The sequence below is a fragment of the Bradyrhizobium genosp. A genome, assembly GCF_049949275.1.
Classification (GTDB): Bacteria; Pseudomonadota; Alphaproteobacteria; order Rhizobiales; family Xanthobacteraceae; genus Bradyrhizobium.
This window is the reverse complement of sequence record NZ_CP188196.1, coordinates 4,898,824-4,921,311: the sequence shown is the minus strand read 5'-3', so window position 1 is coordinate 4,921,311 and position 22,488 is coordinate 4,898,824. Positions and strand designations below refer to the sequence as shown.

Genomic DNA, 22,488 nt, shown 5'->3' with positions numbered 1-22,488 from the left:
GCTGCATTGTTCGTGTTGCTTTGCTAGGTCCCGGCTCTGCGCAGCAGCGTTGCACGCTGCAGCGCGTCCGGGACACGAGCGACTACGCCGGCAGAAGCGAAGCCTGATCCTGCCTTGACCGCCATGCTGCAATCAGGCTTTCGAGCTCGCGGCGAACGTCGTCCACCACGCTAGCCCAGTCGCCTCGCTCGGGCTGCCTGAACAGCCGCATCGACTGATACCAAGGGCTGTCATCGCGGCTGAGCAGCCAGCGCCAATCCGGGTTGAAGGGCAACATCGTCCAGACCGGAAGCCCCAGCGCGCCGGCGAGGTGAGCGACGCTGGTGTCGACTGAGATCACCAGATCGAGGCAGGAGATCAGCGCGGCTGTTTCGCTGAAATCCGTCAGATGCTCCGTGAGGTCGACGATGTCACGACGTTCGGCGAGGAAGGCGCGGTCCTGATCCCGGATGCCCTTTTGCAGGCTGACGAACTGGACGCCGCAATTCAGCAGCGGCGCGAGCGTGCGCAGGGCCATCGATCGATTGTGATCGTTCCTGTGATCCGGATTGCCCGCCCAGACCAGACCGACGCGAAAGCGGGTGCGGGGACCAAGCCGGCCTTCAAGCCGGTCTTGCCACGCCTTCACGCGCGCCGCCGGGAGCGTGGGAATGTATCCTTGCGCGAACTGAATCGTATCGAGCCGTGTCCCGAACGCCAATGGCAGCGTTCCCAAAGGGCAGTGCAGATCGAACGCCGGCGGAGACGACCGGCCGACACACGCTGCGACCCCGGTGATGCCGCCCAGAAGCTGCTGGATTGGAGGCTCGACCTCCAGGATGACCTTGGCTCCGAGGGCGGCCACCATCGTCACATAGCGGGCGAACTGAATCGCATCGCCCAGCCCCTCGTCGGAATGCAGCAAGATGGTCTTGCCTTCGAGCGACTGGTCGCCAAGCCAAAGGGCTTGCGAAAAGCCGCGATCGACCAGACCGACAGACGGGAGCCTCCAGCGCGCTTCGCGCGCAAGCCAGCCGCGCTCGAAGTCGCCGGTCAAGAGCTGAAGCGTTGCCAGATAGAACAGCGTCTGCGCATCGTTGGGGGCGGCCGCCAGCGATCTCTGCAGGGTCGCGAACGCTTCATCCAGCAATTGCAGATGCAACAAGACCACGGCCTTGTTGTTGAGCACGGCATGAAAATTTGGTCGAAGGGCCAGCGCCCGATCGAAACAGGCAAAGGCCTGTTCCAGCCGGTCAAATTTCCAATGCAGCAGGCCGAGATTGTTGTGCGTCTCTGCCAGATTGGGATCCAGCGCAACGGACCTCTCGTAGTCCGCTTGCGCTTCTTCAAACCGGTTCACAGCCGAGAGGCAAACGGCGCGCATTTGATACAGGGCTGCGGACGGATTCAGCTTCTCGGCGGCGTCGAAGCATTTTATGGCGTCCGCATGCCGGCCGAGTTCAAGCAGCAACATGCCGCAATTGTGCGCGGCCTCCCAATATTGCGGATTCAGCTTCAAAGCCTGCTGCAGGTGCTGCGCTGCTTCGTCCTTGCGCCCGAGTTGCCAGAGCAGATTGCCGAGGTGATTCCAGAGGCCCGCATCATCAGGTTTGAGGCTCAAAGCCTGGCTGTAATGTTGTCCTGCGTCCTCGAGCCGACCCTGCCGCTCCAGCACCGTGGCGAGACTCAGGAGGTACTCAGCCTTCGGTGCTTGCCGGACTGCGCGCCCGATCCATTCCACGGCGGCGTCGGGCTGCTGCGCGTGAAAACAAAGCACGCCAAGCAAATGGAGGGCATCCGGATGTTGCTCGTCGAGAGTCAGCGCTTGCTGGCAACACAGCTCGGCCTCGGCGATTCGCCCTGTTTGAAAATGCGTAAAGCCCGACTGGCAAAGCGCAGCCGGCGAGGCCTTTCCGGATTGTTTGGCCGCCGCGGCCCGGCGCTCTCTGCGATTCATGAACGGCTGGATGATGATCCGAAGGTAGCTTCGCAATTGAAGGCAGCGAGGCTACTGCTTCTAACCATGCCAGGATTTCGTGAGGCTGGCGGCTGTCTCGATTGCTTCGTCGCAAGAGCTCCTCGCAATGACGGCGTGGAGAGAGCGGAAATAAAAACGGGGCCCGAAAGGGCCCCGTCAAAGTCCGTAGCGTTCCGCGATCTTACTTGATCTTGGCTTCGCGGAATTCGACGTGCTTGCGCGCGACCGGGTCGTACTTCTTCTTGACCAGCTTGTCGGTCATGGTGCGCGAATTCTTCTTGGCGACGTAGTAGAAGCCGGTGTCAGCCGAGGACACGAGCTTGACCTTGATGGTGACCGCTTTGGCCATGTTCTGAACCTCAGAATATTGGGGAATCTGGAGCCGGCCAAACGGCCCGCGTTGGCCGGCAACCTAGCCAGAAACCGCCTGATGTCAAGGTTTTAGACCCGGAAAACCGCTCAAATCGGCCCGATTATGCCTCGAAGAACCGGTTTTTCGGCCGCGGGAGGCCCAGATTCTCCCTCAAGGTGGCCCCTTCATACTCTTTCCGGAAAATCCCGCGCCGCTGCAGCTCCGGGACCACCTTGTCGACGAAATCGTCGAGGCCGGCGGGGAGGAACGGGAACATGATGTTGAAGCCGTCGGAGCCGCGGCCGACCAGCCATTCCTCCATCTGGTCGGCGATGGTTTGCGCCGTGCCGACGAAGGACAGCCCGCCGTAACCGCCGACGCGCTGGGCGAGCTGGCGCACCGTGAGCTTGTCGCGCCTGGCGAGGTCGACCATGCGCTGCCGGCCGCTCTTGCTGGCGTTGGTCTCCGGAATGTCCGGCAGCTGGCCATCCGGATCGAAGCCGGAGGCATCGGTGCCGAGGATGACCGAGAGCGAGGCGATGGCGCTGTCGTAGTGCACGCGGCTGTCGAGAAGAGCGCGCTTCTCCTTGGCTTCATCGACGCTGTCGCCGACCACGACGAAAGCGCCGGGCAGGATTTTCAGGTGCTCGGGATCGCGGCCGATTGTCTCCATGCGGCCCTTGATGTCGGCATAGAGCTTTTGACCGTCGGCGAGGCTGCCGCCGCCGGTGAAGACGGCTTCCGCCGTTTCGGCCGCGAGCTGCTTGCCGTCGTCCGAGGCGCCGGCCTGCACGATCACCGGCCAGCCCTGCACGGGGCGGGCGATGTTGAGGGGCCCGCGCACCTTCAGATATTTGCCGTTGTGGTCGAGCACGTGCATCTTCGACGGCTCGAAGAAAAGTCCGCTCTCGACGTCGCGCACGAAGGCGTCATCGGCGAAGGAGTCCCAGAGGCCGGTGACGACGTCGTAGAATTCGCGGGCGCGCTTGTAGCGCTCGGCGTGCTCCATGTGGTCGTCGAGGCCGAAATTCAGCGCGGCATCCGGGTTCGAGGTGGTGACGATGTTCCAGCCCGCGCGGCCGCCGCTGAGATGGTCGAGCGAGGCAAAGCGCCGGGCGACGTGGTAGGGCTCATCAAACGTGGTCGAGCCGGTCGCGATCAGACCGATGCGCTCGGTGACGGCCGACAGCGCCGACAACAGCGTGAACGGCTCGAACGAGGTTACGGTGTGGCTGCGCTTGAGCGCGTTGACCGGCATGTTCAGCACGGCCAAATGATCGGCCATGAAGAAGGCGTCGAACTTGCCGGCCTCGAGCTTCCTGATCAGCTGCTTGATGTGGCCGAAGTTGAAGTTGGCGTCGGGCCAGGCCCCCGGATAGCGCCAGGCGCCGGTATGGATGCTGACCGGGCGCATGAACGCGCCAAGCTTGAGTTGCCGTTGTGCCATCGCGCCCAAAATCCCGTTCTGGTGTCGTTGGGGGAAGACATAGGCACGCCCGGGAACTCCGCCATTGGGGGAGGCGGGAAGATTCTTTTGTTTTTTGCTGGCGCCTCAGCACAATCGCGTCATTCCGGGGCGCGCGTAGCGAGCCCGGAATGGCGGCTTAGCTCAAAATGTCCTTTTGCATCTTGCCGCCGTAGAAATGGAAGAACGGCACCGGCGCGTCGTGGCGCAGCGGGCCGGTGGCAAGGCGCGAATCGAGCTCGTTGAGCACATTCCGTGTCATGGGATGCAGATCGGCGAGCGGTTTTGAACCGAGCTCGACCCAGACCAGCTCGACCAGCTCCGCATCGGCATGGATCACACCGTCAACGTGGTGGGTGATCGCGGACGCATCGGCCGTGAAAAAGCGCGTGTCGAACCGCTTGACGCGGCCGGGCGGCGTGATCGCGCGCGCGATCAGGAACAGGCTGGAAGGATCGGGCAGCAGGCCTGCGTCCGCGAACGGCTTCCAGGGGCCTTCGAGCTTGGCCTTGCCCTCAGACTTGCGCCCGAGACAGAGACCGGTTTCCTCGCAGGCCTCACGGATCGCGGCAATCGCCAGCGACTTCGCGCGCGAGGCCGGTGTCTTCGGGCTGCCCTTGGCGAGATTAGCCTCTAATTCCGCGGTGATGGGGGCCGCGACCGGCACGCGATAATCGTCCTTGTCGACGCGGCCGCCGGGGAAGACGAATTTGCCGGGCATGAACACCACCTTGTCGTGGCGCTTGCCGACCAGGACTTTTGGAACGGGGCCGCTGCGATCGACCAGGATCAGCGTCGCCGCATCCCGGGGACGGAAATAGGGATGGTGATCGGCTTCCTTTTCCTCGTGCACCCTGGCCTTCTCAGCCGTCTGCGCCGTATCCGTCATATCCTCACCCAAACCGCTTTTTGCTTATTTGCTTACACAGGCGGAATACCATCCGGCGGGGTCTCGTCAAACCCGTGCATGCGCAGAGCCCATTGCAAGCCGACCACAGCTCCCTTGACTGGCTGCAACAGGCCGAGCGAAGCGAAGAAGGTGAAGGGCAAATAGGCCGCAAAGGTCAGCCAGACCGGCGTCGTGTAATTGGTCTCGATCCAGAGGATGGTCGGCACGGTGAGGTGGCCGACGATGACGATCACGAGATAGGCGGGCAAATCGTCGGCGCGATGTGGCGTGAAGTCGAGGCCGCATTTTGCGCAATTGTCCGCGGTCTTCAGGAAGGCGCGGAACAGTTTTCCCTCGCCGCAGCGCGGGCAGCGCCCGCGCAATCCACGCTTCATCGCCGCCCAGACGTCGCGCTTCTCGACAAGGCCGGTTTCGCGCGTCCAGATTTTTGGAGCCGTGCTCATGGTCACCATGCCTTGCCCTTCTGTCCCTTGCCTTTGTTCTTCGCCTTCTTACCCTTGCCGGACTTTTTCTGCTTCGCCGGCTTGTGCTTCTTCTCCGGGCTGCGTCCGGGTTGCGCCTTGAACGAGGGCCGGCGTTGTGGGCCAGGTTGCCTGCGGTCGCGCGGCGCGGTCTCGCTGGAGGACGACAGCAGCTCAAAACGCAGCGCACCCGCGATGGGGGCTGCCTCTATCAGGCGGACGTCGACGATGTCACCGAGCTGGTACATGGTGCGGCTGCGCGTGCCGACCAGCGCGTGGCGGCCCTCGTCATAGTTGAAATATTCCGTGCCAAGGGATCGGATCGGGATCAATCCGTCGGCGCCGGTTTCAGCGAGTTTGACAAAGAGCCCGGCGCGGGTGACGCCGGAGACGCGGCCCTGGAAGCTGGCGCCGATGCGGTCGGCGAGGTGATGGGCGATCAGGCGATCGACGGTCTCGCGCTCGGCCTTCATCGCTCGCCGCTCGGTCAGCGAAATATGCGCGGCGACCTCGCCGAGCGATTCCGGCGTCTCGCTGTCGGGCAGGGCGCCTTCGCCGAGCCCGAGCGCGCGGACCAGCGCGCGATGCACGACGAGGTCGGCGTAGCGGCGGATCGGCGAGGTGAAATGCGCGTAGCGGCGCAGGTTCAGGCCGAAATGACCGTAATTCTCGGCCGAGTACTCGGCCTGCGCCTGCGCGCGCAGCACGACCTCGCTCACCAGCGGGAAATGGTCGTGGCCTTCGAGCTGTGCCAGCACGCGATTGAACAGAGCGGGGCGCAGCGCTCCTGCTTTGGCGAAGGGGACGTCCAGCGTCTCCAAAAATTCCGCGAGCGCGTGGACTTTTTCCAGCGTCGGCTCGTCATGCACGCGGTAGATCAGCGGGAGCGATTTCTTCTCCAGCATCTCGGCCGCCGCGACGTTGGCGAGGATCATGAATTCCTCGATCAACTTGTGCGCGTCGAGCCTGTTAGGCACGACGACACGATCGACCGTGCCGTCGCTCTTCAACAGGATCTTGCGCTCGGGCAGATCGAGATTGAGCGGATCGCGTTCGTCGCGCGCGCGCTTGACGCAGGCGTAGGCGGCATAGAGCGGCTTCAGGATCGGATCGAGCAGGGGACCGGTGGTATCATCAGGCCTTCCATCAATCGCGGCCTGAGCCTGCGCATAGTTGAGCTTGGCGGCCGAGCGCATCAGGATGCGATGGAATGAGTGCGAACGCTTGCGTCCGTCAGGGGCAATGATCATCCGCACCGCGAGCGCGCCGCGTGGCTCGCCCGGCACCAGCGAGCAGAGATTGTTGGAGATCCGCTCCGGCAGCATCGGCACGACGCGGTCGGGGAAATAGACCGAGTTGCCGCGGTCGAGTGCGTCGCGGTCGAGCGCGGTGCCCGGCTGCACGTAAAAACTCACGTCGGCGATGGCGACGTCGACGATGAAACCGCCCTTGTTGTTCGGATCGGGATCGGCTTGCGCATGCACCGCGTCGTCGTGATCCTTGGCGTCCGGCGGATCGATGGTGACGAGCGGCACGTCGCGCCAGTCCTCGCGCCCTTTCAGATTGGCAGGCTCCGCGGCTTCCGCTTCGCGCTCCGCGGCCGGCGAGAATTGCAGCGGGATGTCGTGGGCGTAGATCGCGATCAGGCTGATCGCCTTCTCCGACTTGACCGAACCGAGCTTCTCCTTCACGCGGCCTGAGGCCAGGCCAAAGCTGCGCGAGCGTACGATGTCGACGCTGACGAGGTCGCCGTCCTGGGCGCCTTGCGTCTCGGCCGGGGCGATGTTCAGCTCGCGATCGGCGGACTTCTTGTCGACGGGGACGAGCCGTCCACCGCCTTCGGGCAGGCTGCGGAACACGCCGAGGATGCGGCTCTTGGCCTTGTCGAAGACTTTTATGATGTGGCCGCGATAGGCCGGACCTTCGGTCTCGTTGGTCGGCTCGACGCGCAGCAGCACGCGATCGCGGACGCCGGCGACGGTACCGGGCTTCGGCCGGCGCGGCATCTGGATGCGGATTTTGGGGGGCTCGCCGCCTTCGACCTCGTCCCATTCGGTGGGAGAGGCGATCAATTCGCCGTCGGAGTCGCGGCCGGTGATGTCGGCGACCAGCGTCGGCGGCAGGCTGTCCGGCTCTGAGACCGTGTGGCGTTTCTTCTTGATGGTGCCGTCGTCGGCGAGCTCGCGCAGCAGGCGCTTGAGCTCGATGCGATCGGCGTTCTTCAGGCCGAACTCGCGCGCGATCTCGCGGGTCCCGACCTTTCCCGGATGTGCCTTGATGAAGGCGACGATGGCGCTCCTGTCGGGAAAGCCATGGTCATTCTTGCGTTTCACTTAACCTCTTAAGTCGTGCCGGCACTTTTCTTGGCCGGAGCTTTGGCGGCGGATGCCTTGGTCGGCGACGTCTTGACTGCTGAAGTCTTGGCGGTCGACGGCACGGCGGCGCGCGCCTTGCTGGTGGATTCGGATTTGGTCTTGGCCGCCTTCTTCGCGGCCGGTTTTTTCGTCTTTGGCGCTGCGTCACCGTCCGCGGCCTTCACCGCAGCTTTTTTGGCCTTGGCCGGCTTCGCCGCCTTCTTCGCTGTCTTGGTGTTCTTGGCCTTGCCGCCGCCCTTGGCGGCGCGCTCGTCGATCAGCGCGATCGCCTGCGGTAGCGTCACGGTGTCCTTTTCGAACTCGGCCGGGATGGTCGCGTTGACGCCGCCGGCGGTGACATAGGCGCCGTAACGGCCGCTCTTCACGGTGACGGTGCCGAGGGTGGGATGATCGCCGATCGCCTTGCCGGGATCGGCGCCGAAGCGCCGGCTCGGGCCCTTCGCGACCTTCTCGGCAATCAGCGTCACGGCGCGATTGAGGCCGATGTCGAACACCTCGTCACCGGCTTCCAGGCTGGCATAGGTCTTCTCATGCTTCACGAAAGGCCCGAAGCGGCCGAGGCCCGCGGTGATCGGCTCACCGGTCTCGGGATGCTTGCCGATCTCGCGCGGCAGCGACAACAGCTTGAGCGCAAGCTCGAGCTCGACATCGCTCGGAGAGGTACCCTTCGGGATGCCCGCGCGCTTCGGCTTCTCGCCTTCCTCATAATCTTTCTGCTCGCCGAGCTGGATGTAGGGGCCAAAGCGGCCCGCCTTGACCCAGACATCGCGACCCGTATCGGGATCCTGGCCGAGCGAACGGTCGGCGGTGGTCTCGCTGTCGGCGGCGAGCTGGCGGGTGTAGCGGCACTCCGGATAGTTCGAGCAGCCGACGAAGGCGCCGAACTTGCCGGCCTTGAGATTCAGCCGGCCGTTACCGCAGCTCGGGCACTGCCTGATGTCGCCGCCATCGGTGCGCGGCGGATAGATGTGCTGTCCCAGCAGGTCGTCGAGCACGTCCAGCACCTGGGCGACGCGCAGATCCTTGATCTCGTCGACGGCGCCGATGAAGCCGGTCCAAAAGTCCTTCAGCACCTGCTGCCAGGAGATCTCGTTATTGGAGATGCGGTCGAGCTGCTCTTCCAGATTGGCGGTGAAATCGTATTCGACGTAGCGGCTGAAGAAGCTTTCGAGGAAAGCGACCACGACGCGGCCCTTATCCTCGCCGTGCAGGCGCTTCTTCTCCAGCTTGACATAGCCGCGGTCCTTCAACACCTGGAGGATCGAGGCGTAGGTCGAGGGCCGGCCGATGCCGAGCTCTTCCATCCGCTTGACCAGCGACGCTTCCGAGAAGCGTGGCGGCGGCTCGGTGAAATGCTGCGTGACGGCGAGCGACTGCCGCTTCAGCGCGTCGTTCGGGCTCATCGCGGGCAGGCGGCGGGAATCCTCGTCCTCCTCGTCGTCGCGACCCTCCTGGTAGAGCGCCAGAAAACCGTCGAACTTGATGACCTGACCGGTGGCGCGCAGCTCCAGCGTGCGGGCGCCGGCCTTCGCGGCGATGTCGACGGTGGTGCGTTCGAGCTCGGCCGATTCCATCTGGCTCGCGATGGTGCGCTTCCAGATCAGCTCATAGAGCCGCGCCTGGTCCGCATCGAGCCTGCGGCTCATGCTGTCGGGACGGCGCGACATGTCGGTCGGGCGGATCGCTTCGTGCGCTTCCTGAGCGTTCTTGGCCTTGGCCTGGTACTGGCGGGGCGCGTCCGGCACGTAGGCGTTGCCGTAATCCTCGCCGATCACCTTGCGCGCCTGGGTGATCGCGGACGGATCGATCTGCACGCCGTCGGTACGCATATAAGTAATGAGACCGGTGGTCTCGCCGCCGATGTCGATGCCTTCATAAAGACGCTGCGCGATGCGCATGGTGTGCGCGGGCGCAAAGCCGTATTTGCGGCTGGCTTCCTGCTGCAAGGTCGAGGTGGTGAAGGGCGCCTGCGGATTGCGGCGCGCGGGTTTCGCATCGACCGCGGTCACGGCGTAGGTCGCAAGCTCCAGCGCCTTCTTGAAGTCTTCGGCCTCCGCCCCGGTGCCGATATCGAGCCGCTGGATCTTCTTGCCGTCGGCGCCGACGAGGCGCGCCTCGAAGGCATCGCCGCGCGGCGTCAGCAATGTCGCGATCAGCGACCAGTACTCGCGGGCGACGAACTTCTCGATTTCGAGCTCGCGGTCGCAGACCAGCCGCAGCGCCACCGACTGCACGCGGCCGGCCGAGCGGGCGCCCGGCAGCTTGCGCCACAGCACCGGGGAGAGGGTGAAGCCGACCAGATAGTCGAGCGCGCGGCGCGCCATATAGGCGTCGACCAGCGCGCCGTCGATCTGGCGCGGATGCTTCATCGCGTCCGTGACGGCCTGCTTGGTGATGGCGTTGAACACCACGCGCTCGATCTTCTGATCCTTCAGCGCGCGCTTCTCTTTCAAGACCTCCAGCACGTGCCAGGAGATGGCTTCGCCCTCACGATCAGGGTCGGTTGCCAGAATCAGGCGGTCGGCGCCCTTCAGAGACTTGGCGATATCGTTGAGCCGGCCGGCCGCCTTGGGGTCGATCTCCCAGATCATCTTGAAATTGGCGTCGGGATCGACGGAACCGTTCTTCGCCGGCAAGTCGCGGACATGGCCGAATGAGGCCAGAACCTCATAGGACGAGCCCAAATACTTGTTGATCGTCTTGGCTTTCGCCGGCGACTCCACAATGACGATATTCATGTAGTTCCAGTAACTTATGGGGAAAATCTAGGCCGAAATCGACAAGATTCGGGTCGGCCGTTTCGACCCGAACATGGGTGGTGAGGCCCTCGCTGTCAAATCGAGGGGTGTTGAAAGCCCGCCAAATGGGAAAAGTTTCATATCGAGAAAGTTGCGAAACACCACCTTGGAGTTGTGGCCGATGTCGGCGTAATGTTCCCGCGGGGCATGGATTCGGGTGGGGCTGGTGACAAAGCCAGGAAAGAAACGGGCGCGCGCCGCGTCGGGCGTGCGGGGAGGCTCGCGTAACGAGGAACCGGGGGAGGGCGGCGTCGATGAAGCCGTAGCCTTCATCGCCGAGCAGGTGGGCGCATTGCGCAAGCTCGCCGAGCGGCACAAGCTCGACGTGCTGCATTATCTCTTAGGGATGACCAAGCTCGAGGCCGACGAGCATTTGCGGCTGCGGAGCAAACGCAAGTTGTCGTGAGAGGGCGCTTACTATCCGACCCGTCATCCCCGCGCGAGCGCGTAGCGCTCGTCGCTGGAGGTGCGAGTGGCGCGATGCAAAGCATCGCGCCGGGAGCCTCGAAGGATGAGCGGCCGGGATGCAGCCGGGCCATCGCCCTTCGAGGCTCGCCGAAGAGGCGAGCACCTCAGGGTGACGGTGAGAGACCTGCGCGCGCTGCTTCAATGACGGTAGCGCTGTGCGCCGTTACTACGCCGATCGCCGCCGCGGCTTCAACGTCGTATCCGCGAGGCTCAACACCCGCCCGTCCTCCGCGCGCAGCTCGATTTTCTTGATCGGGCGGCCTTTCGCACGATCGACCAGGATGGTTGCGATCTCCTCGGGGTGATCGTCGAACTCCTCGCTCCATTGCCGGAGCGCGACCAGGATCGGGAAGAGGCCGCGTCCCTTCGGCGTCAGCACATATTCCTGGTAGGCGCTGCCGTCGGAGGCGGGGACCAGCGCCAGGATGCCGTGGTCGACCATTGATCGCAGCCGCACTGACAAGATGTTCTTGGCCATGCCGAGCTTGCTCTGAAACTCGCCGAACCGACGCACGCCGAGCATCGCTTCGCGAATGATCAGGAGCGTCCACCAGTCGCCGATCGCCTCCAGCGACCGCGCGACCGGGCAACCGTCGCCCTCAAAACTCGTCCGTTTCACCATCGTCCTGGTCCTGTCGCGTTCGCCCAGATCTTGGCGCCGATCACACGCTTGTGTGGTTGCATTATAAAACCAACTGGCCTAGATCGCAACATAGTCTCATAATGCAACCACTGGAGGCAAGCATGAGGCTGAAGAACAAGACGGCACTGATTACCGGCGGCAACAGCGGCATTGGACTGGCAACCGCAAAACTTTTCGTGGCCGAGGGCGCCAAGGTGATCGTCACCGGGCGCAACAAGGAGACGCTGGAGGCCGCCGCAAAGGAGCTCGGTCCGAACGCGCTCGCGCTCGTGGCCGATGCCACCGACATCGCCGCGACGGAAGCCGCGATCAAGAAGGGCGCCGAAAAATTCGGCAAGCTCGACATCGTCTTTGCCAATGCCGGCATTCCCGGGAGCACGCCGCTCGGCTCGGCAACGCTTGATGTCTTCGAGAAGGTCATCAGCACCAACCTCACCGGCGTGTTCTTCACGGTGCAGTCGGCGCTGCCTTATCTCAACGACAACGCGTCGATCATCCTCAACGGCTCGGTGATCTCCGTGCTCGGCATTCCCGGTTACTCGGCCTATGGCGCGGCGAAGGCCGGCGTGCGGGCGATGGCGCGGATCATGGCCTCGGAACTTTCGCCGCGCGGCATCCGCGTCAACGTGGTCGCGCCGGGTGCGATCCGCACGCCGATCTGGGGTGCGGCGATCGCAACACCTGAAGCGGAGAAGGCGTTCGAGAAGCGCATCGGGCTGTCGACGCCGCTCGGGCGCATTGGTGAACCAGATCACATCTCGAAGACAGTGCTGTTCCTTGCGTCGGACGATGCCGCGCACATCCAGGGCCAGGAGATCTTCGTTGATGGCGGCGCCGTTGCGTCTCCGAGCGGCGCGCCGATCTATCGCGGTTGATCAGATCAAGTGCAAATTGAATCCATCCGGTGCGGCACGCAAGTTGCGCCGGATGGTTCCCTCGTCTTGCGAGGCGTATTTTCTGAACCTTTGCGTGAAGCGTTGAACCTTCGCTTGCGCTGCAAAGACACTTTTACGGGCAGGGGGTCATAAGACTCATTTTTAAAGGAGCCCGTGATGCCAAAGGCAGCTCGTATTCTTTCGCCGATTTCAGAACCGCGTATTTACACCGAACGTTCCGCTATTCCCGCCAAACGCTCCGACACCTCCGAACTCATCGGGGTGGCTCTTTTCTCCGGCATCGGGCTGTTCATTTCGCTCGTCGCCGTCATCCTGGGTGTTCAGGGCACCTGGTTTTAGTTTGGTCGATCTGTCAGCCGCCGCCGGAGTTCGGCAGCGGCTGTTTCGGCTTGCGCCCTACGCCGCACGCAAGCTGGTGGCGGCCTGAAGCGCGCCGGCCAGCGCTTTCTCGCGATGATCCGGCCCGACCTGGATGCCGTCGGCGAAGATGAACTCGGGATTGGCGATGCCGATGAAGCCGAACACCCAGCGCAGATAGGTTTCGAGATGTTCGCCGAGCGCGGCAGGCGTATCGGCGCCGTAATAGCCGCCGCGCGAGATCGCCACGATCACGCGCTTGTTGCCGGCAAGACCCTGCGGGCCGTTCGCGTCGTATTTGAACGTCTTCCCCGCCACGAGGATACGGTCGATCCAGGCCTTGAGCTGGCTTGGAATCGTGAAATTGTACATCGGCGCGCCGATCACGACGATGTCGGCATCGAGGAACTCGTTCAGCACCGTCGCGCTTGCCGCGAGATCGGGGGCGAGTTCCGCCGGCGCAGGCGCGCCCTGGGCTGCCGCAAGATGCGAGCCGGAGAGATGGGCGAGCGGGGTCTGGGTCAGGTCGCGATAGACGATGTCCAGCGCGGGTGTGGCCTGCCGCAGCCGGTCGACGACGGCGGCGGAAACCTGCCTGGAGACGGAGTGGGGGCCGAGCACGCTGGAGTCGATGTGGAGGAGTTTCATTTGGGTCACCCATGGTATAGATTTGTAACCCGCACTACATGAGTGACTGTCAAATTCCCCGCAAGAACGCACTTTTTTGAGCCATGGGCACATCCTTGAGACCTGCACACACCGATTTGCCTGCACCGCAGGTGCTGGACCCCGACCATGCCGACTGCCGCGGCGTGGCCTCGATCCTGTCGCGCGTCGGCGACAAATGGAGCGTGTTCGTGATCATGATGCTGAGCGACGGACCCAAGCGCTTCAATGAGTTGAAGCGCATGATCAATGGCGTCTCGCAGCGGATGCTGACCCTGACCTTGCGCGGGCTCGAGCGCGACGGCCTCGTCACGCGCACGATCTTCCCGACCATTCCACCGCGCGTGGATTACGAGCTGACCGATCTCGGCCGTGGGTTGCAGGATCCCGTGAAGGCACTCGGCGAGTGGGCGATCACGCACCAGGAGCAGATCGCGGCGGCGCGCACGCGCTTCGACGCGCGGAATAACGATCGCTAATCCGTGACGTCATTGGGTTCGGTCGGGTGTCAGTGGTCCACCTCTCCCCAACGGGGAGAGGTCGGATTGCGAAGCAATCCGGGTGAGGGGCCGCAGCGTTCAGTGAGGCCAGAACCCCTCACCCGGATCGCATCTTCGATGCGCTCCGACCTCTCCCTACGGGAGAGGTGATCCGAGCTCCGGGCGCGCATCTACTCAGCTAAAAACTCATCTCGTTCTACAGCAACGACACCAGTCCGCCGCCGTGGCGCTCGAGCCGGCCGGCGAGCTCGAGCTCCAGCAGCACTGTTCGCACGATTGCGGGCGAGGCGCCGGACATCCGCACGAGGTCGTCGATCGAGATGGGGGCAGGGCCAAGCAGGCCTGTGATCTGGTCGCGGTCGTGCCCTTGCGGATCGTTCTCGAACGGCTCGCGGTCGGGTTCGCCTGCGGGATGCATCAGTGGCCGCTCCATGATCGGTGCGACGGCGTTGAGGATGTCGGCGGCTTCGGTGACGAGGGTTGCGCCTTGCTTGAGCAGATCATTGGTGCCGGCGGCGCGCGGATCGAGCGGCGAGCCGGGCACCGCGAACACCTCGCGGCCCTGTTCAGCCGCCATGCGCGCGGTGATTAGCGAACCCGAGCGGTGCGCGGCCTCCACCACGACCACGCCGAGCGCGGCGCCCGAGATCAGCCGGTTGCGGCGGGGAAAGTCGCGGGCGCGCGGCTCATGGCCAAGCGGCATCTCGGAGATCGCCGCGCCCGCGTGATCGAGGATCGCGGTGAGCAGATCGCCATGTTCGGGCGGATAGATGCAGTCATGTCCGCCGGCGAGCACTGCGATGGTGCCGCTCGCGACGCTGGCGCGATGCGCGGCCTGGTCGACGCCGCGTGCGAGCCCCGAGATGATGATGAAGCCGGCTTCGCCAAGCTCGCGCGCGAGCTGGCCGGCGAATTTCAAGCCTGCGCCGGAGGCATTGCGCGAGCCGACGATCGCGATCATCGGACGCATCAAGGTCGCGTTGTCGCCGCGCACGGCGAGCAGCGGCGGCGCATCGTCGAGCGTCGCGAGCCGTGACGGATAGCCGTCCTCGCCGGGCGCGAGCCAGGCGATGCCGAACGTGCGGCTTGCGGCGAGCTCGGCCGTCGCTTCATCCACACCACAGATGCGCCCCGATCGCGACGCGCCGCCGCGGCGCGCCAGATCCGGCAGCCGCTCCAGCGCGGCCCGCGCGGTGCCAAAGTGATCGACCAGCGATCGAAAAGTGCGCGGCCCGACATTGTCGGAGCGGATCAGCCGCAAGCGGTCGATCCTATCAGGCTCGGTCAGCTCCACGCTCGGATTGATGGCGTCCACGGCGGCTCCTTGTGGGCGCAGCATGGAACAACCTGGGGGCGTGGGCAACAGGGTCGTGCGCTTGATCACGCTTCAAAACACGACCGGAAGACCCGCCGTGGTCGGCGGGTCTTCCCTCGTCCGTTCAACGCGCGTGCGCTGCCTGAGCGACTGCGACGCCGCCCCGCGAGAGGCGAGCGTCAAGGCTGATCGCACCGGCGCCGAAGGCGAAGATCTGAAGCAGGCCGCCCGCCATCATCACGTTTTTGAGGAAATGGATCATCTGATTCTGGTCGGCAAAGTTGTTGTGGAACGAGACTGCCGCTGCCAGCGAGAATATCGCCATCGCCAGCGCGACGGAGCGGGCCTGATAGCCGGCGATCAGCAGCAGACCGCCGCCGAGCTCGACAAGAACTGCGATCACATAGGCCAACGGCGGCACCGGCAATCCGGCCGAGGCGATGTAAGCAGTCGTCGCACCATAGGCGGCGAGCTTGCCGAAGCCGCTCATTGCGAACGGGAGGCCGATCAGCAGCCGGCCAACGAGGGAAGCATAACGGGACGTATCCATGGTAGTCGCTCCTGTGCTTGGTTGAGGTTCGACGGCAGTGACGTTTGTTGCCTGGTGGAAACTGCGCGCCGTGGGGCCTTTGTTGTGGTCTCAAACTGGCCCGATCGAATTGCGATCGAAATAGAAATGATTGAAAATCATTGTTTCTATTTTTGAGCCTAACGGTCAGGCTCGATCGGTTCGGTCTCGCTCAACTCCACGTTCAACTTTAAGGCTGGATTGATCGTGTCCAGGTGCGCTTGCGCGACCTCGTCGCGATGCTAAAAGCGATCCCAATAAGAAGGATTTTGCCATGATCTCACTTGCCGACCTCCAGCGCCGCATCGAAGCGGGCGAGCTTTCGCCCGATGACGCCATCGCCCAGTCGCACGCGGCGATCGAGGCCAAGGAGAAGGACGTCCGCGCCTTCGTCCGTCACGACAAATCCGCGAAGGCGCAGGCCTCCGGGCCGCTGCGCGGCATCGCGGTCGGCATCAAGGACATCATCGACACCGCCAATATGCCGACCGAGATGGGCTCGGAGATCTATCGGGGCTGGCAGCCGCGCTCGGACGCGCCTGTGGTGATGATGTTGAAGCGGGCAGGTGCCACCATCATCGGCAAGACCACGACCACGGCGTTCGCCTCGCGCGATCCGACACCGACGCTCAATCCGCACAATCCTGGCCATACGCCGGGCGGCTCGTCGTCGGGCTCGGCGGCGGCGGTCGGCGCCGGTATGATCCCGCTGGCGCTGGGCACCCAGACCGGCGGCTCGGTGATCCGGCCGGCCGCCTATTGCGGCGCTGCCGCTATAAAACCGTCGTTCCGGATGCTGCCGACGGTGGGCGTGAAATGCTATTCGTGGGCGCTCGACACGGTCGGCCTGTTCGGATCGCGCGCGGAGGATCTCGCGCGCGGCCTGTTGGCGATGACCGGCCGCACCGAATTCACCGACATTGTCGCGGCGAAGTCGCCGCGCATCGGTGTGGTCAGGCAGGAGTTTGCCGAGGCTGTCGAGCCGGCGGCGGAAGAGGGCTTGCAGGCTGCCATCAAGGCGGTCGAAAAGGCCGGCGCCAGCGTGAAGACCATCGATCTGCCCGAGGCGGTGCAGGAGGCCTGGCGCATCCATCCGATCATCCAGGATTTCGAGGCACATCGCGCGCTGGCCTGGGAGTTTGATGTGCGCCACGACGAGATCGCGCCGCTGCTGCGCGCCAGCCTCGATGAGACCGTCGGACTGACGCCGAAGGAATATGACGACGCTCGCCGGATTGCCCGCCGCGGCCGCCGCGAGCTTGGCGAATTGTTCGAAGGTTTCGACGTGCTGCTCACCTATTCGGCGCCGGGTACCGCGCCGGCCAAGGAGCTCTCCTCGACCGGCTCGCCGCGCTACAACCGGCTGTGGACGCTGATGGGCAATCCTTGCGTCAACGTGCCGGTAATGAAGGTCGGTGGCCTGCCGATCGGCGTACAGGTGATCGCGCGCTTCGGCAATGATCCCGGCGCGTTGGCGGCGGCGTGGTTTTTGGAGAATGCGCTGGCGAAATCAGGCTAGCGCGGGTTCGGCGGAGACAATGCGCGCCGGCTGCGAGATGGCGGCCTTCGCGCCTTGCCCGAGCCAGCGCTCGGCGGCCTCGCGGCCGCTTCGGTGCAGCGCGCGAATGAAGCCGCGACCGAGATCGGCGGATGAGCGCTGTGCCAGACCCTCAATCGAGTCTTCCGCGGCGATTTTGGAGAGCCGCAGCGCAGGCGCTGCATGGGATTGCGCCCATTCGATCGCCGCGATCTCGGCGTTGAGGACGGCATTGGCGGCGATCTGGTCGAGGCGGCGGTCGATCGCGGCGAGCGTGATCGGCACGTAGCTGTCGCGCGTGGGCGTGACCTGGATCAGCAGCAGGTCGGCGGTTGCCGATTGCTGCGCCAGTTTTATGAGCGGCGGATTGCCGCCAAGGCCGCCGTCCCAATAGGCTTCGCCGTCGATCTCGACGGCGCAATGAACCAGGGGCGGGCAGGTCGAGGCCAGCGCGACGTCGGCAGTGATCGCGTCATTGCCAAAAATCTGCTGCTGACCGTCGCGGATCCGCGTCGCCGCGATCAAAAGCTTTGGGCATTTGGCATCGCGTAAGCCCGCAAAATTGATGTCGCGTGACAGCGCCAGGCGCAGCGGATCGAGATCGAACGGATCGAACTGGCCGGAGCGCAGCGTCGGCCCGAACGCGACGGAGCTTCCTGCCGGCGAGAAGCCGCCGATCAGCATCAGTGAGCGGAACGAGGCCTCGTGCATCAGCCGGAGCCAGAACCGGTTCAGCCGGCTGCGCGCGCCTTCGCGGCCGCCTTCGGCGAGGCCGCAGGCCAGGAGCAGCGCGTTGATGGCGCCGGCGCTGGCGCCGCTGATCGTGTCGAATTCGATGAACGGCTCTTCCAGTAGCCGTTCCAGCACGCCCCAGGTGAAGGCGGCAAAAGTCCCGCCGCCCTGGAGCGCCAGCGACAGCTTTCGCGGCGGCCTTGAGTTGGTGCGCGCCTGCGCGGGCGCAGAAGTGGTTACGACTTCGACCGCTGCAGGAGCTTGTACTACGGGAGCAGGTGGAGGAACTGGCGGGGGAACGGGAACAGGCATCGGCACAGGCGGCGGCGAGGGCGCATCGGACCAGATGTTGGTCGACAAGAGCAGCCGGCTTGCCGCAGTGCCCTGCAAGCCGCGTTCATCATGCGTGCCGTCAATCTTCTCGCTCATTCTGAGCTACCGCGTAACGCCATGTCCACTGTTCAGGATGACAGGCATGGAACCCGTTCGCCACACCCTGCCGTGAGTCGACTCTGAGTTGCGAACAGGAATTGGCAGATAATGCGGAGACCCTGCGGCGGTATCCGTACTTTTTCCGGCCCTACGCTTTCTCGCCGATCCGGCTTTCCTTGCCCGCTTGCAACCGCTTGATGTTTTCGCGATGCGCATAGAACAGCAGCAGCGTCAGCACCACGGCCAGCGCAGACAATGCAAGGTGGCCGAACCACCACAGGAATAGCGGCGTGATGAACGACGCCACCAGCGCCGAGAGCGAGGAGTAGCGGGTGGTGAAGGCGGTCGCCAGCCAGAGCAGGCAGAACACCACCGCGGCCGGCCAGAACAGTCCGAGCAGGATGCCGATATAAACGGCGACACCCTTGCCGCCCCTGAAGTTGAGCCAAACCGGGAAGAGATGACCGAGGAAGGCGCCGAGCCCGGCGACCATCGCGGCATTGGGGCCTGCAATGTAGCCGGCGATCAGCACGGCTGCGGTCCCCTTGAGCGCGTCGAGCAGGAGGGTGCCTGCGGCGAGGCTCTTGCGCCCCGTGCGCAGCACGTTGGTGGCGCCGATGCTGCCGGAACCGATCGAGCGGATATCCTGCGTGCCGGCAAGCCTGGTCAGCACCAGCCCGAACGGAATCGAGCCGAGCAGGTAGCCAATGACGAAGGCCACCGGCAGGAATGCATCAAGCCCCATTGTGTCTCCATGGCTGACATAGCCAGCGCCCATTAGACATGCTCGTACACTGTTCGTCCGCCGACGATGGTCCTGATAGCGCGACCTGTAAAGCGGGCTTCGTCGAACGGGGTGTTCTTGCAGGGCGATTTGAGGTCGGCGGGATCGACTACCCAGGGAACATCGGGGTCGATCACGATGACGTCGGCCGGGCTACCCACGCGCAAGGTTCCGCCGGGCAAGCCGAGCAACTCGGCCGGCCGCGTCGACATCGCCCGGATCAGCGTCTTGAGGTCGAGCTCGTCATTGTGGACCAGCCGCAGGCCCGCCGGCAGCATGGTCTCCAGACCGATCGCGCCCGGAGCCGCTTCCGCAAACGGCAGGCGCTTCATCTCGACGTCGTGCGGATTGTGATCGGACATGATGACGTCGACGAGGCCGGAGGCCACCGCCTCCACCAGCGCGCGGCGATCGTCCTCGGTGCGCAGTGGCGGCGACAGCTTCAGGAAGGACCGATAGGGGCCGATGTCGTTCTCGTTCAGCGCGAGATGATTGATCGAGACCGAGGCGCTGACGGCAAGCCCTGCGTCGCGGGCGCGCTTCAAGATCTCGAGCGACTCGATGCAGGACAGCGAAGCGGCGTGATAGCGGCCGCCGGTCAGCGCGACCAGGCGCATGTCGCGTTCGAGCATCACGGCCTCGGCGGCCTTCGGGATGCCCATCAGGCCGAGCCGCGAGGCGAACTCGCCCTCGTTCATCACGCCTTCGCCAACGAGATCGGGGTCCTCGGTGTGATGCACGATCAGCGCGTCGAAATCGCGGGCGTAGGTCAGCGCGCGGCGCATCACCTGCGCATTGGTCACGCTGCGGTCGCCATCGCTGAAGGCAACGGCACCGGCGGCCTTGAGCAGGCCGAACTCGGTCATCTCCTCGCCGCGCATGCCCTTGGTGAGCGCCGCCATCGGCTGGATATTGACGATCGCGGTGTCGCGCGCACGGCGCATCACGAAATCGACGGTGGCCGAATTGTCGATCACCGGAGAGGTGTCGGGCTGGCAGATGATGGTGGTGATGCCCCCGGTGGCGGCCGCCTGGCTCGCGGAGGCAAAGGTCTCGCGATGGCTGAAGCCGGGCTCGCCGACGAAGGCGCGCATGTCGATCAGGCCGGGCGCCACGATCTTGCCGGAGCAATTGACGACGTCGGTGCCCTCGGGGACGCCGGCCGCGCCGATGCCGCGACGGGTCTCGCGGATGATGCCGTCGGCAATCAGGACGTCGCCGGGGCCGTCGAAATCCCTGCTGGGATCGACGACGCGGGCGTTGGCGAGCAGGATGGGGCGGCGGTCAATCAGCATGAGCATCACGCGTTCGGCAGGTTACGGGCGAGCGCTTCGAGCACCGCCATGCGCACGGCCACGCCCATCTCCACCTGTTCGCGGATCAGGGACTGCGCGCCGTCGGCGACCGCGGTGTCGATCTCGACGCCGCGGTTCATGGGGCCTGGATGCATCACCAGCGCATCGGGCTTGGCGTAAGCGAGCTTCTTCTGGTCGAGCCCGAAATAGTGGAAATATTCGGAGGTCGACGGCACGAAGGAGCCGTTCATGCGCTCGCGCTGCAGCCGCAACATCATCACGATATCCGCGCCGTTGAGCCCCTCGCGCATGTCGCGCGCGACCTCGACGCCCATCCGCTCGATGCCGGTCGGCAGCAGCGTCGAGGGACCGACGACGCGGACCCGGGCGCCCATGGCGTTGAGCAGGATGATGTTGGAGCGGGCCACGCGCGAATGCAGCACGTCGCCGCAGATCGCGACCACGAGGCCCTCGATCCGGCCCTTGTTGCGGCGGATGGTGAGCGCGTCGAGCAGCGCCTGCGTAGGATGCTCATGCGCGCCGTCGCCGGCATTGATCACGGAACCGTCAACCTTGCGGGCCAGCAGTTCCACCGCGCCGGAGGCGTGATGGCGCACCACCAGGATATCCGGATGCATGGCGTTGAGCGTCATCGCGGTGTCGACCAGCGTCTCGCCCTTTTTGATGGACGAGGATGACACCGACATGTTCATGACGTCGGCGCCCAGACGTTTCCCGGCGAGCTCGAACGAAGATTGGGTTCGGGTCGAGGCCTCGAAGAAGAGGTTCACTTGCGTCCGTCCACGCAGGACGGTGCGCTTCTTGTCAACCTGGCGGTTGAGCTCGACATATTCTTCGGACAGGTCGAGGAGGCCGCTGATGTCGGCCGCGGAAAGGCCCTCGATGCCCAGCAAATGCCGGTGGCCGAGGACGAAGGTCGATTTCGATGTCATTAAAGCGAGAGCTATAGGCGCGGATGGCGGGGGGAGCAAGGGCCAATGCCGGGGCGGGCAGTTATCCCCTGATCTGTCGGTTTCGTCGGCGTTGCGTGACCTGTCTCCAAGTGCTCCGTCATGCCCGGGCTTGTCCTGGCTTGTCCCGGGCATCCACGCGCTTCGTTCGCATTTGACGTAAAAAGGCCGTGGATGGCCGGGACATAGGCGAGCGGGAGCGACGCCGTCCTTCGGACGGCTATGCCCGGCCATGACGATGTGGGGTTTCCTTTGAAAGCAATCCTGACAATGCTTGTGGCCGCGATGACGATCAGTGCAGCCCAGGCCCAATCACTCCCCGGCGGCTTCGTCTATTTGCGCGACGTCGACCCCAGCATCGTCCAGGACATCCGCTACGCCACATCGAACAATTTCGTCGGCCGACCGCTCGCCGGCTACGGCGCCGGCGAATGCGTGGTGAAGCGCGAAGTCGGGCTTCGGCTGAAGGCGGTCCAGCAGGATCTGGCCGCGCAAAATTTATCGCTCAAGATGTTCGACTGCTACCGGCCGGCGCGCGCCTCGCTCGACATGGTAAGGTGGTCGCAGAACGGTCACGAGACCGCCGCCGATCGGCGCTATAATCCGCGGATTTCCAAGACCGAGCTGTTTCGCCTCGGCTATATCGCGAGCCGCTCGCAGCATTCGACAGGTGCCGCGCTGGATCTCACGCTGGTCGATCTCAAGGCTGACAATTCCGCCAGGATCGATTCCGCAAAATCCTATGCCGATTGCACGGCTCCGGTCGACGCCCGGCTGCCGGAAGGCAGCGTGGACATGGGCACCGGCTATGATTGTACGGATGCGAAAGGGCATACCGCGGCACCGTCGATCACACGGGATCAACGCGCCTGGCGCAAGCGGCTGGTGACTGCGATGGCGAAGCAAGGCTTTGTGAACTATTCGAAGGAGTGGTGGCATTTTTCCCTGCCGGGGGCGGGCGGGGCGGCCTATGATTTCCCGATCCAGCCGCGGCGGAACTGATTCC

At 64.5% G+C, this 22,488-nt stretch carries 21 protein-coding genes; 6 read left to right on the top strand and 15 right to left on the bottom strand.

Annotation, left to right across the window (positions count from 1 at the left end; genetic code table 11):
- Window positions 1-82 precede the first annotated feature (82 nt).
- The 7 genes from ACP2YP_RS22945 to topA form a co-directional block, all read right to left on the bottom strand.
- Window positions 83-1,936, bottom strand: coding sequence for a tetratricopeptide repeat protein (locus ACP2YP_RS22945; RefSeq protein ID WP_426418604.1), 1,854 nt, complete (start codon window positions 1,934-1,936; stop codon window positions 83-85).
- Between the two features lie 202 nt (window positions 1,937-2,138).
- Complete coding sequence (gene rpmG, locus ACP2YP_RS22940) at window positions 2,139-2,306, bottom strand: 50S ribosomal protein L33 (protein ID WP_007603295.1); 168 nt, start codon at window positions 2,304-2,306, stop codon at window positions 2,139-2,141.
- A 124-nt stretch (window positions 2,307-2,430) separates the two neighbouring features.
- Window positions 2,431-3,756 (bottom strand): LLM class flavin-dependent oxidoreductase, encoded by a 1,326-nt coding sequence (locus ACP2YP_RS22935; RefSeq protein ID WP_426418603.1) that lies wholly within the window; start codon window positions 3,754-3,756, stop codon window positions 2,431-2,433.
- 157 nt (window positions 3,757-3,913) lie between these two features.
- Complete coding sequence (locus ACP2YP_RS22930) at window positions 3,914-4,663, bottom strand: NUDIX hydrolase (protein WP_426418602.1); 750 nt, start codon at window positions 4,661-4,663, stop codon at window positions 3,914-3,916.
- Between the two features lie 32 nt (window positions 4,664-4,695).
- Window positions 4,696-5,136, bottom strand: a complete 441-nt coding sequence (locus ACP2YP_RS22925; RefSeq protein WP_426418601.1) for a DUF983 domain-containing protein — start codon at window positions 5,134-5,136, stop codon at window positions 4,696-4,698.
- The gene (gene rnr, locus ACP2YP_RS22920) at window positions 5,130-7,478 is read right to left on the bottom strand and encodes a ribonuclease R (protein ID WP_426418600.1); all 2,349 of its coding nucleotides are present in this window, start codon (window positions 7,476-7,478) and stop codon (window positions 5,130-5,132) included. Before rnr ends, ACP2YP_RS22925 begins: the two co-directional genes overlap by 7 nt.
- An 8-nt stretch (window positions 7,479-7,486) precedes the next feature.
- The gene (gene topA, locus ACP2YP_RS22915) at window positions 7,487-10,258 is read right to left on the bottom strand and encodes a type I DNA topoisomerase (protein WP_426418599.1); all 2,772 of its coding nucleotides are present in this window, start codon (window positions 10,256-10,258) and stop codon (window positions 7,487-7,489) included.
- Between the two features lie 217 nt (window positions 10,259-10,475).
- On the opposite strand from topA, the gene ACP2YP_RS22910 reads away from it, so the two are divergent.
- Window positions 10,476-10,724, top strand: coding sequence for a hypothetical protein (locus ACP2YP_RS22910; RefSeq protein ID WP_426418598.1), 249 nt, complete (start codon window positions 10,476-10,478; stop codon window positions 10,722-10,724).
- Window positions 10,725-10,952: 228 nt separating this feature from the next.
- On the opposite strand, the gene ACP2YP_RS22905 is transcribed toward ACP2YP_RS22910, so the two are convergent.
- On the bottom strand, window positions 10,953-11,408 hold the full coding sequence (locus ACP2YP_RS22905) for a winged helix-turn-helix transcriptional regulator (protein WP_426418597.1): 456 nt from the start codon (window positions 11,406-11,408) through the stop codon (window positions 10,953-10,955).
- A gap of 122 nt (window positions 11,409-11,530) precedes the next feature.
- Here ACP2YP_RS22905 and ACP2YP_RS22900 point away from each other — a divergent pair, with 122 nt between their 5' ends.
- On the top strand, window positions 11,531-12,304 hold the full coding sequence (locus ACP2YP_RS22900; RefSeq protein WP_426418596.1) for an SDR family oxidoreductase: 774 nt from the start codon (window positions 11,531-11,533) through the stop codon (window positions 12,302-12,304).
- Between the two features lie 177 nt (window positions 12,305-12,481).
- Entirely contained in the window at window positions 12,482-12,664 is a 183-nt protein-coding gene (locus tag ACP2YP_RS22895) for a hypothetical protein (RefSeq protein ID WP_426418595.1), read from the top strand.
- Between the two features lie 57 nt (window positions 12,665-12,721).
- Here ACP2YP_RS22895 and ACP2YP_RS22890 read toward each other — a convergent pair whose 3' ends face one another.
- Window positions 12,722-13,330, bottom strand: a complete 609-nt coding sequence (locus ACP2YP_RS22890) for an FMN-dependent NADH-azoreductase (protein WP_426418594.1) — start codon at window positions 13,328-13,330, stop codon at window positions 12,722-12,724.
- Between the two features lie 83 nt (window positions 13,331-13,413).
- Here ACP2YP_RS22890 and ACP2YP_RS22885 point away from each other — a divergent pair, with 83 nt between their 5' ends.
- Window positions 13,414-13,827: a winged helix-turn-helix transcriptional regulator gene (locus ACP2YP_RS22885; protein WP_426418593.1), complete on the top strand. Its 414-nt coding sequence runs from the start codon at window positions 13,414-13,416 to the stop codon at window positions 13,825-13,827.
- 217 nt (window positions 13,828-14,044) lie between these two features.
- Here the strand turns inward: ACP2YP_RS22885 and dprA are convergent, their stop codons facing one another.
- Both dprA and ACP2YP_RS22875 read right to left on the bottom strand, forming a co-directional pair.
- Entirely contained in the window at window positions 14,045-15,187 is a 1,143-nt protein-coding gene (gene dprA, locus ACP2YP_RS22880; protein ID WP_426418592.1) for a DNA-processing protein DprA, read from the bottom strand.
- 100 nt (window positions 15,188-15,287) lie between these two features.
- On the bottom strand, window positions 15,288-15,713 hold the full coding sequence (locus ACP2YP_RS22875; RefSeq protein WP_426418591.1) for a DoxX family protein: 426 nt from the start codon (window positions 15,711-15,713) through the stop codon (window positions 15,288-15,290).
- A 292-nt stretch (window positions 15,714-16,005) separates the two neighbouring features.
- On the opposite strand from ACP2YP_RS22875, the gene ACP2YP_RS22870 reads away from it, so the two are divergent.
- Complete coding sequence (locus ACP2YP_RS22870; protein WP_426418590.1) at window positions 16,006-17,250, top strand: amidase; 1,245 nt, start codon at window positions 16,006-16,008, stop codon at window positions 17,248-17,250.
- Here ACP2YP_RS22870 and ACP2YP_RS22865 read toward each other — a convergent pair.
- The 4 genes from ACP2YP_RS22865 to ACP2YP_RS22850 all read right to left on the bottom strand — a co-directional run bounded on the left by ACP2YP_RS22865 (window position 17,242) and on the right by ACP2YP_RS22850 (window position 21,464).
- The gene (locus tag ACP2YP_RS22865; protein ID WP_426418589.1) at window positions 17,242-18,429 is read right to left on the bottom strand and encodes a patatin-like phospholipase family protein; all 1,188 of its coding nucleotides are present in this window, start codon (window positions 18,427-18,429) and stop codon (window positions 17,242-17,244) included. The two genes, ACP2YP_RS22870 and ACP2YP_RS22865, sit on opposite strands and share 9 nt — an antisense overlap.
- Window positions 18,430-18,580: 151 nt before the next feature.
- Window positions 18,581-19,177: a glycerol-3-phosphate 1-O-acyltransferase PlsY gene (plsY, locus tag ACP2YP_RS22860; protein WP_426418588.1), complete on the bottom strand. Its 597-nt coding sequence runs from the start codon at window positions 19,175-19,177 to the stop codon at window positions 18,581-18,583.
- Window positions 19,178-19,209: 32 nt separating this feature from the next.
- A complete protein-coding gene (locus tag ACP2YP_RS22855) occupies window positions 19,210-20,511 on the bottom strand; it encodes a dihydroorotase (protein WP_426426236.1) in 1,302 nt (433 codons plus the stop codon).
- Between the two features lie 5 nt (window positions 20,512-20,516).
- Entirely contained in the window at window positions 20,517-21,464 is a 948-nt protein-coding gene (locus ACP2YP_RS22850; RefSeq protein WP_426418587.1) for an aspartate carbamoyltransferase catalytic subunit, read from the bottom strand.
- 303 nt (window positions 21,465-21,767) lie between these two features.
- Here ACP2YP_RS22850 and ACP2YP_RS22845 point away from each other — a divergent pair, with 303 nt between their 5' ends.
- Window positions 21,768-22,484, top strand: a complete 717-nt coding sequence (locus ACP2YP_RS22845; RefSeq protein ID WP_426418586.1) for a M15 family metallopeptidase — start codon at window positions 21,768-21,770, stop codon at window positions 22,482-22,484.
- The last annotated feature ends 4 nt before the right edge of the window (window positions 22,485-22,488 follow it).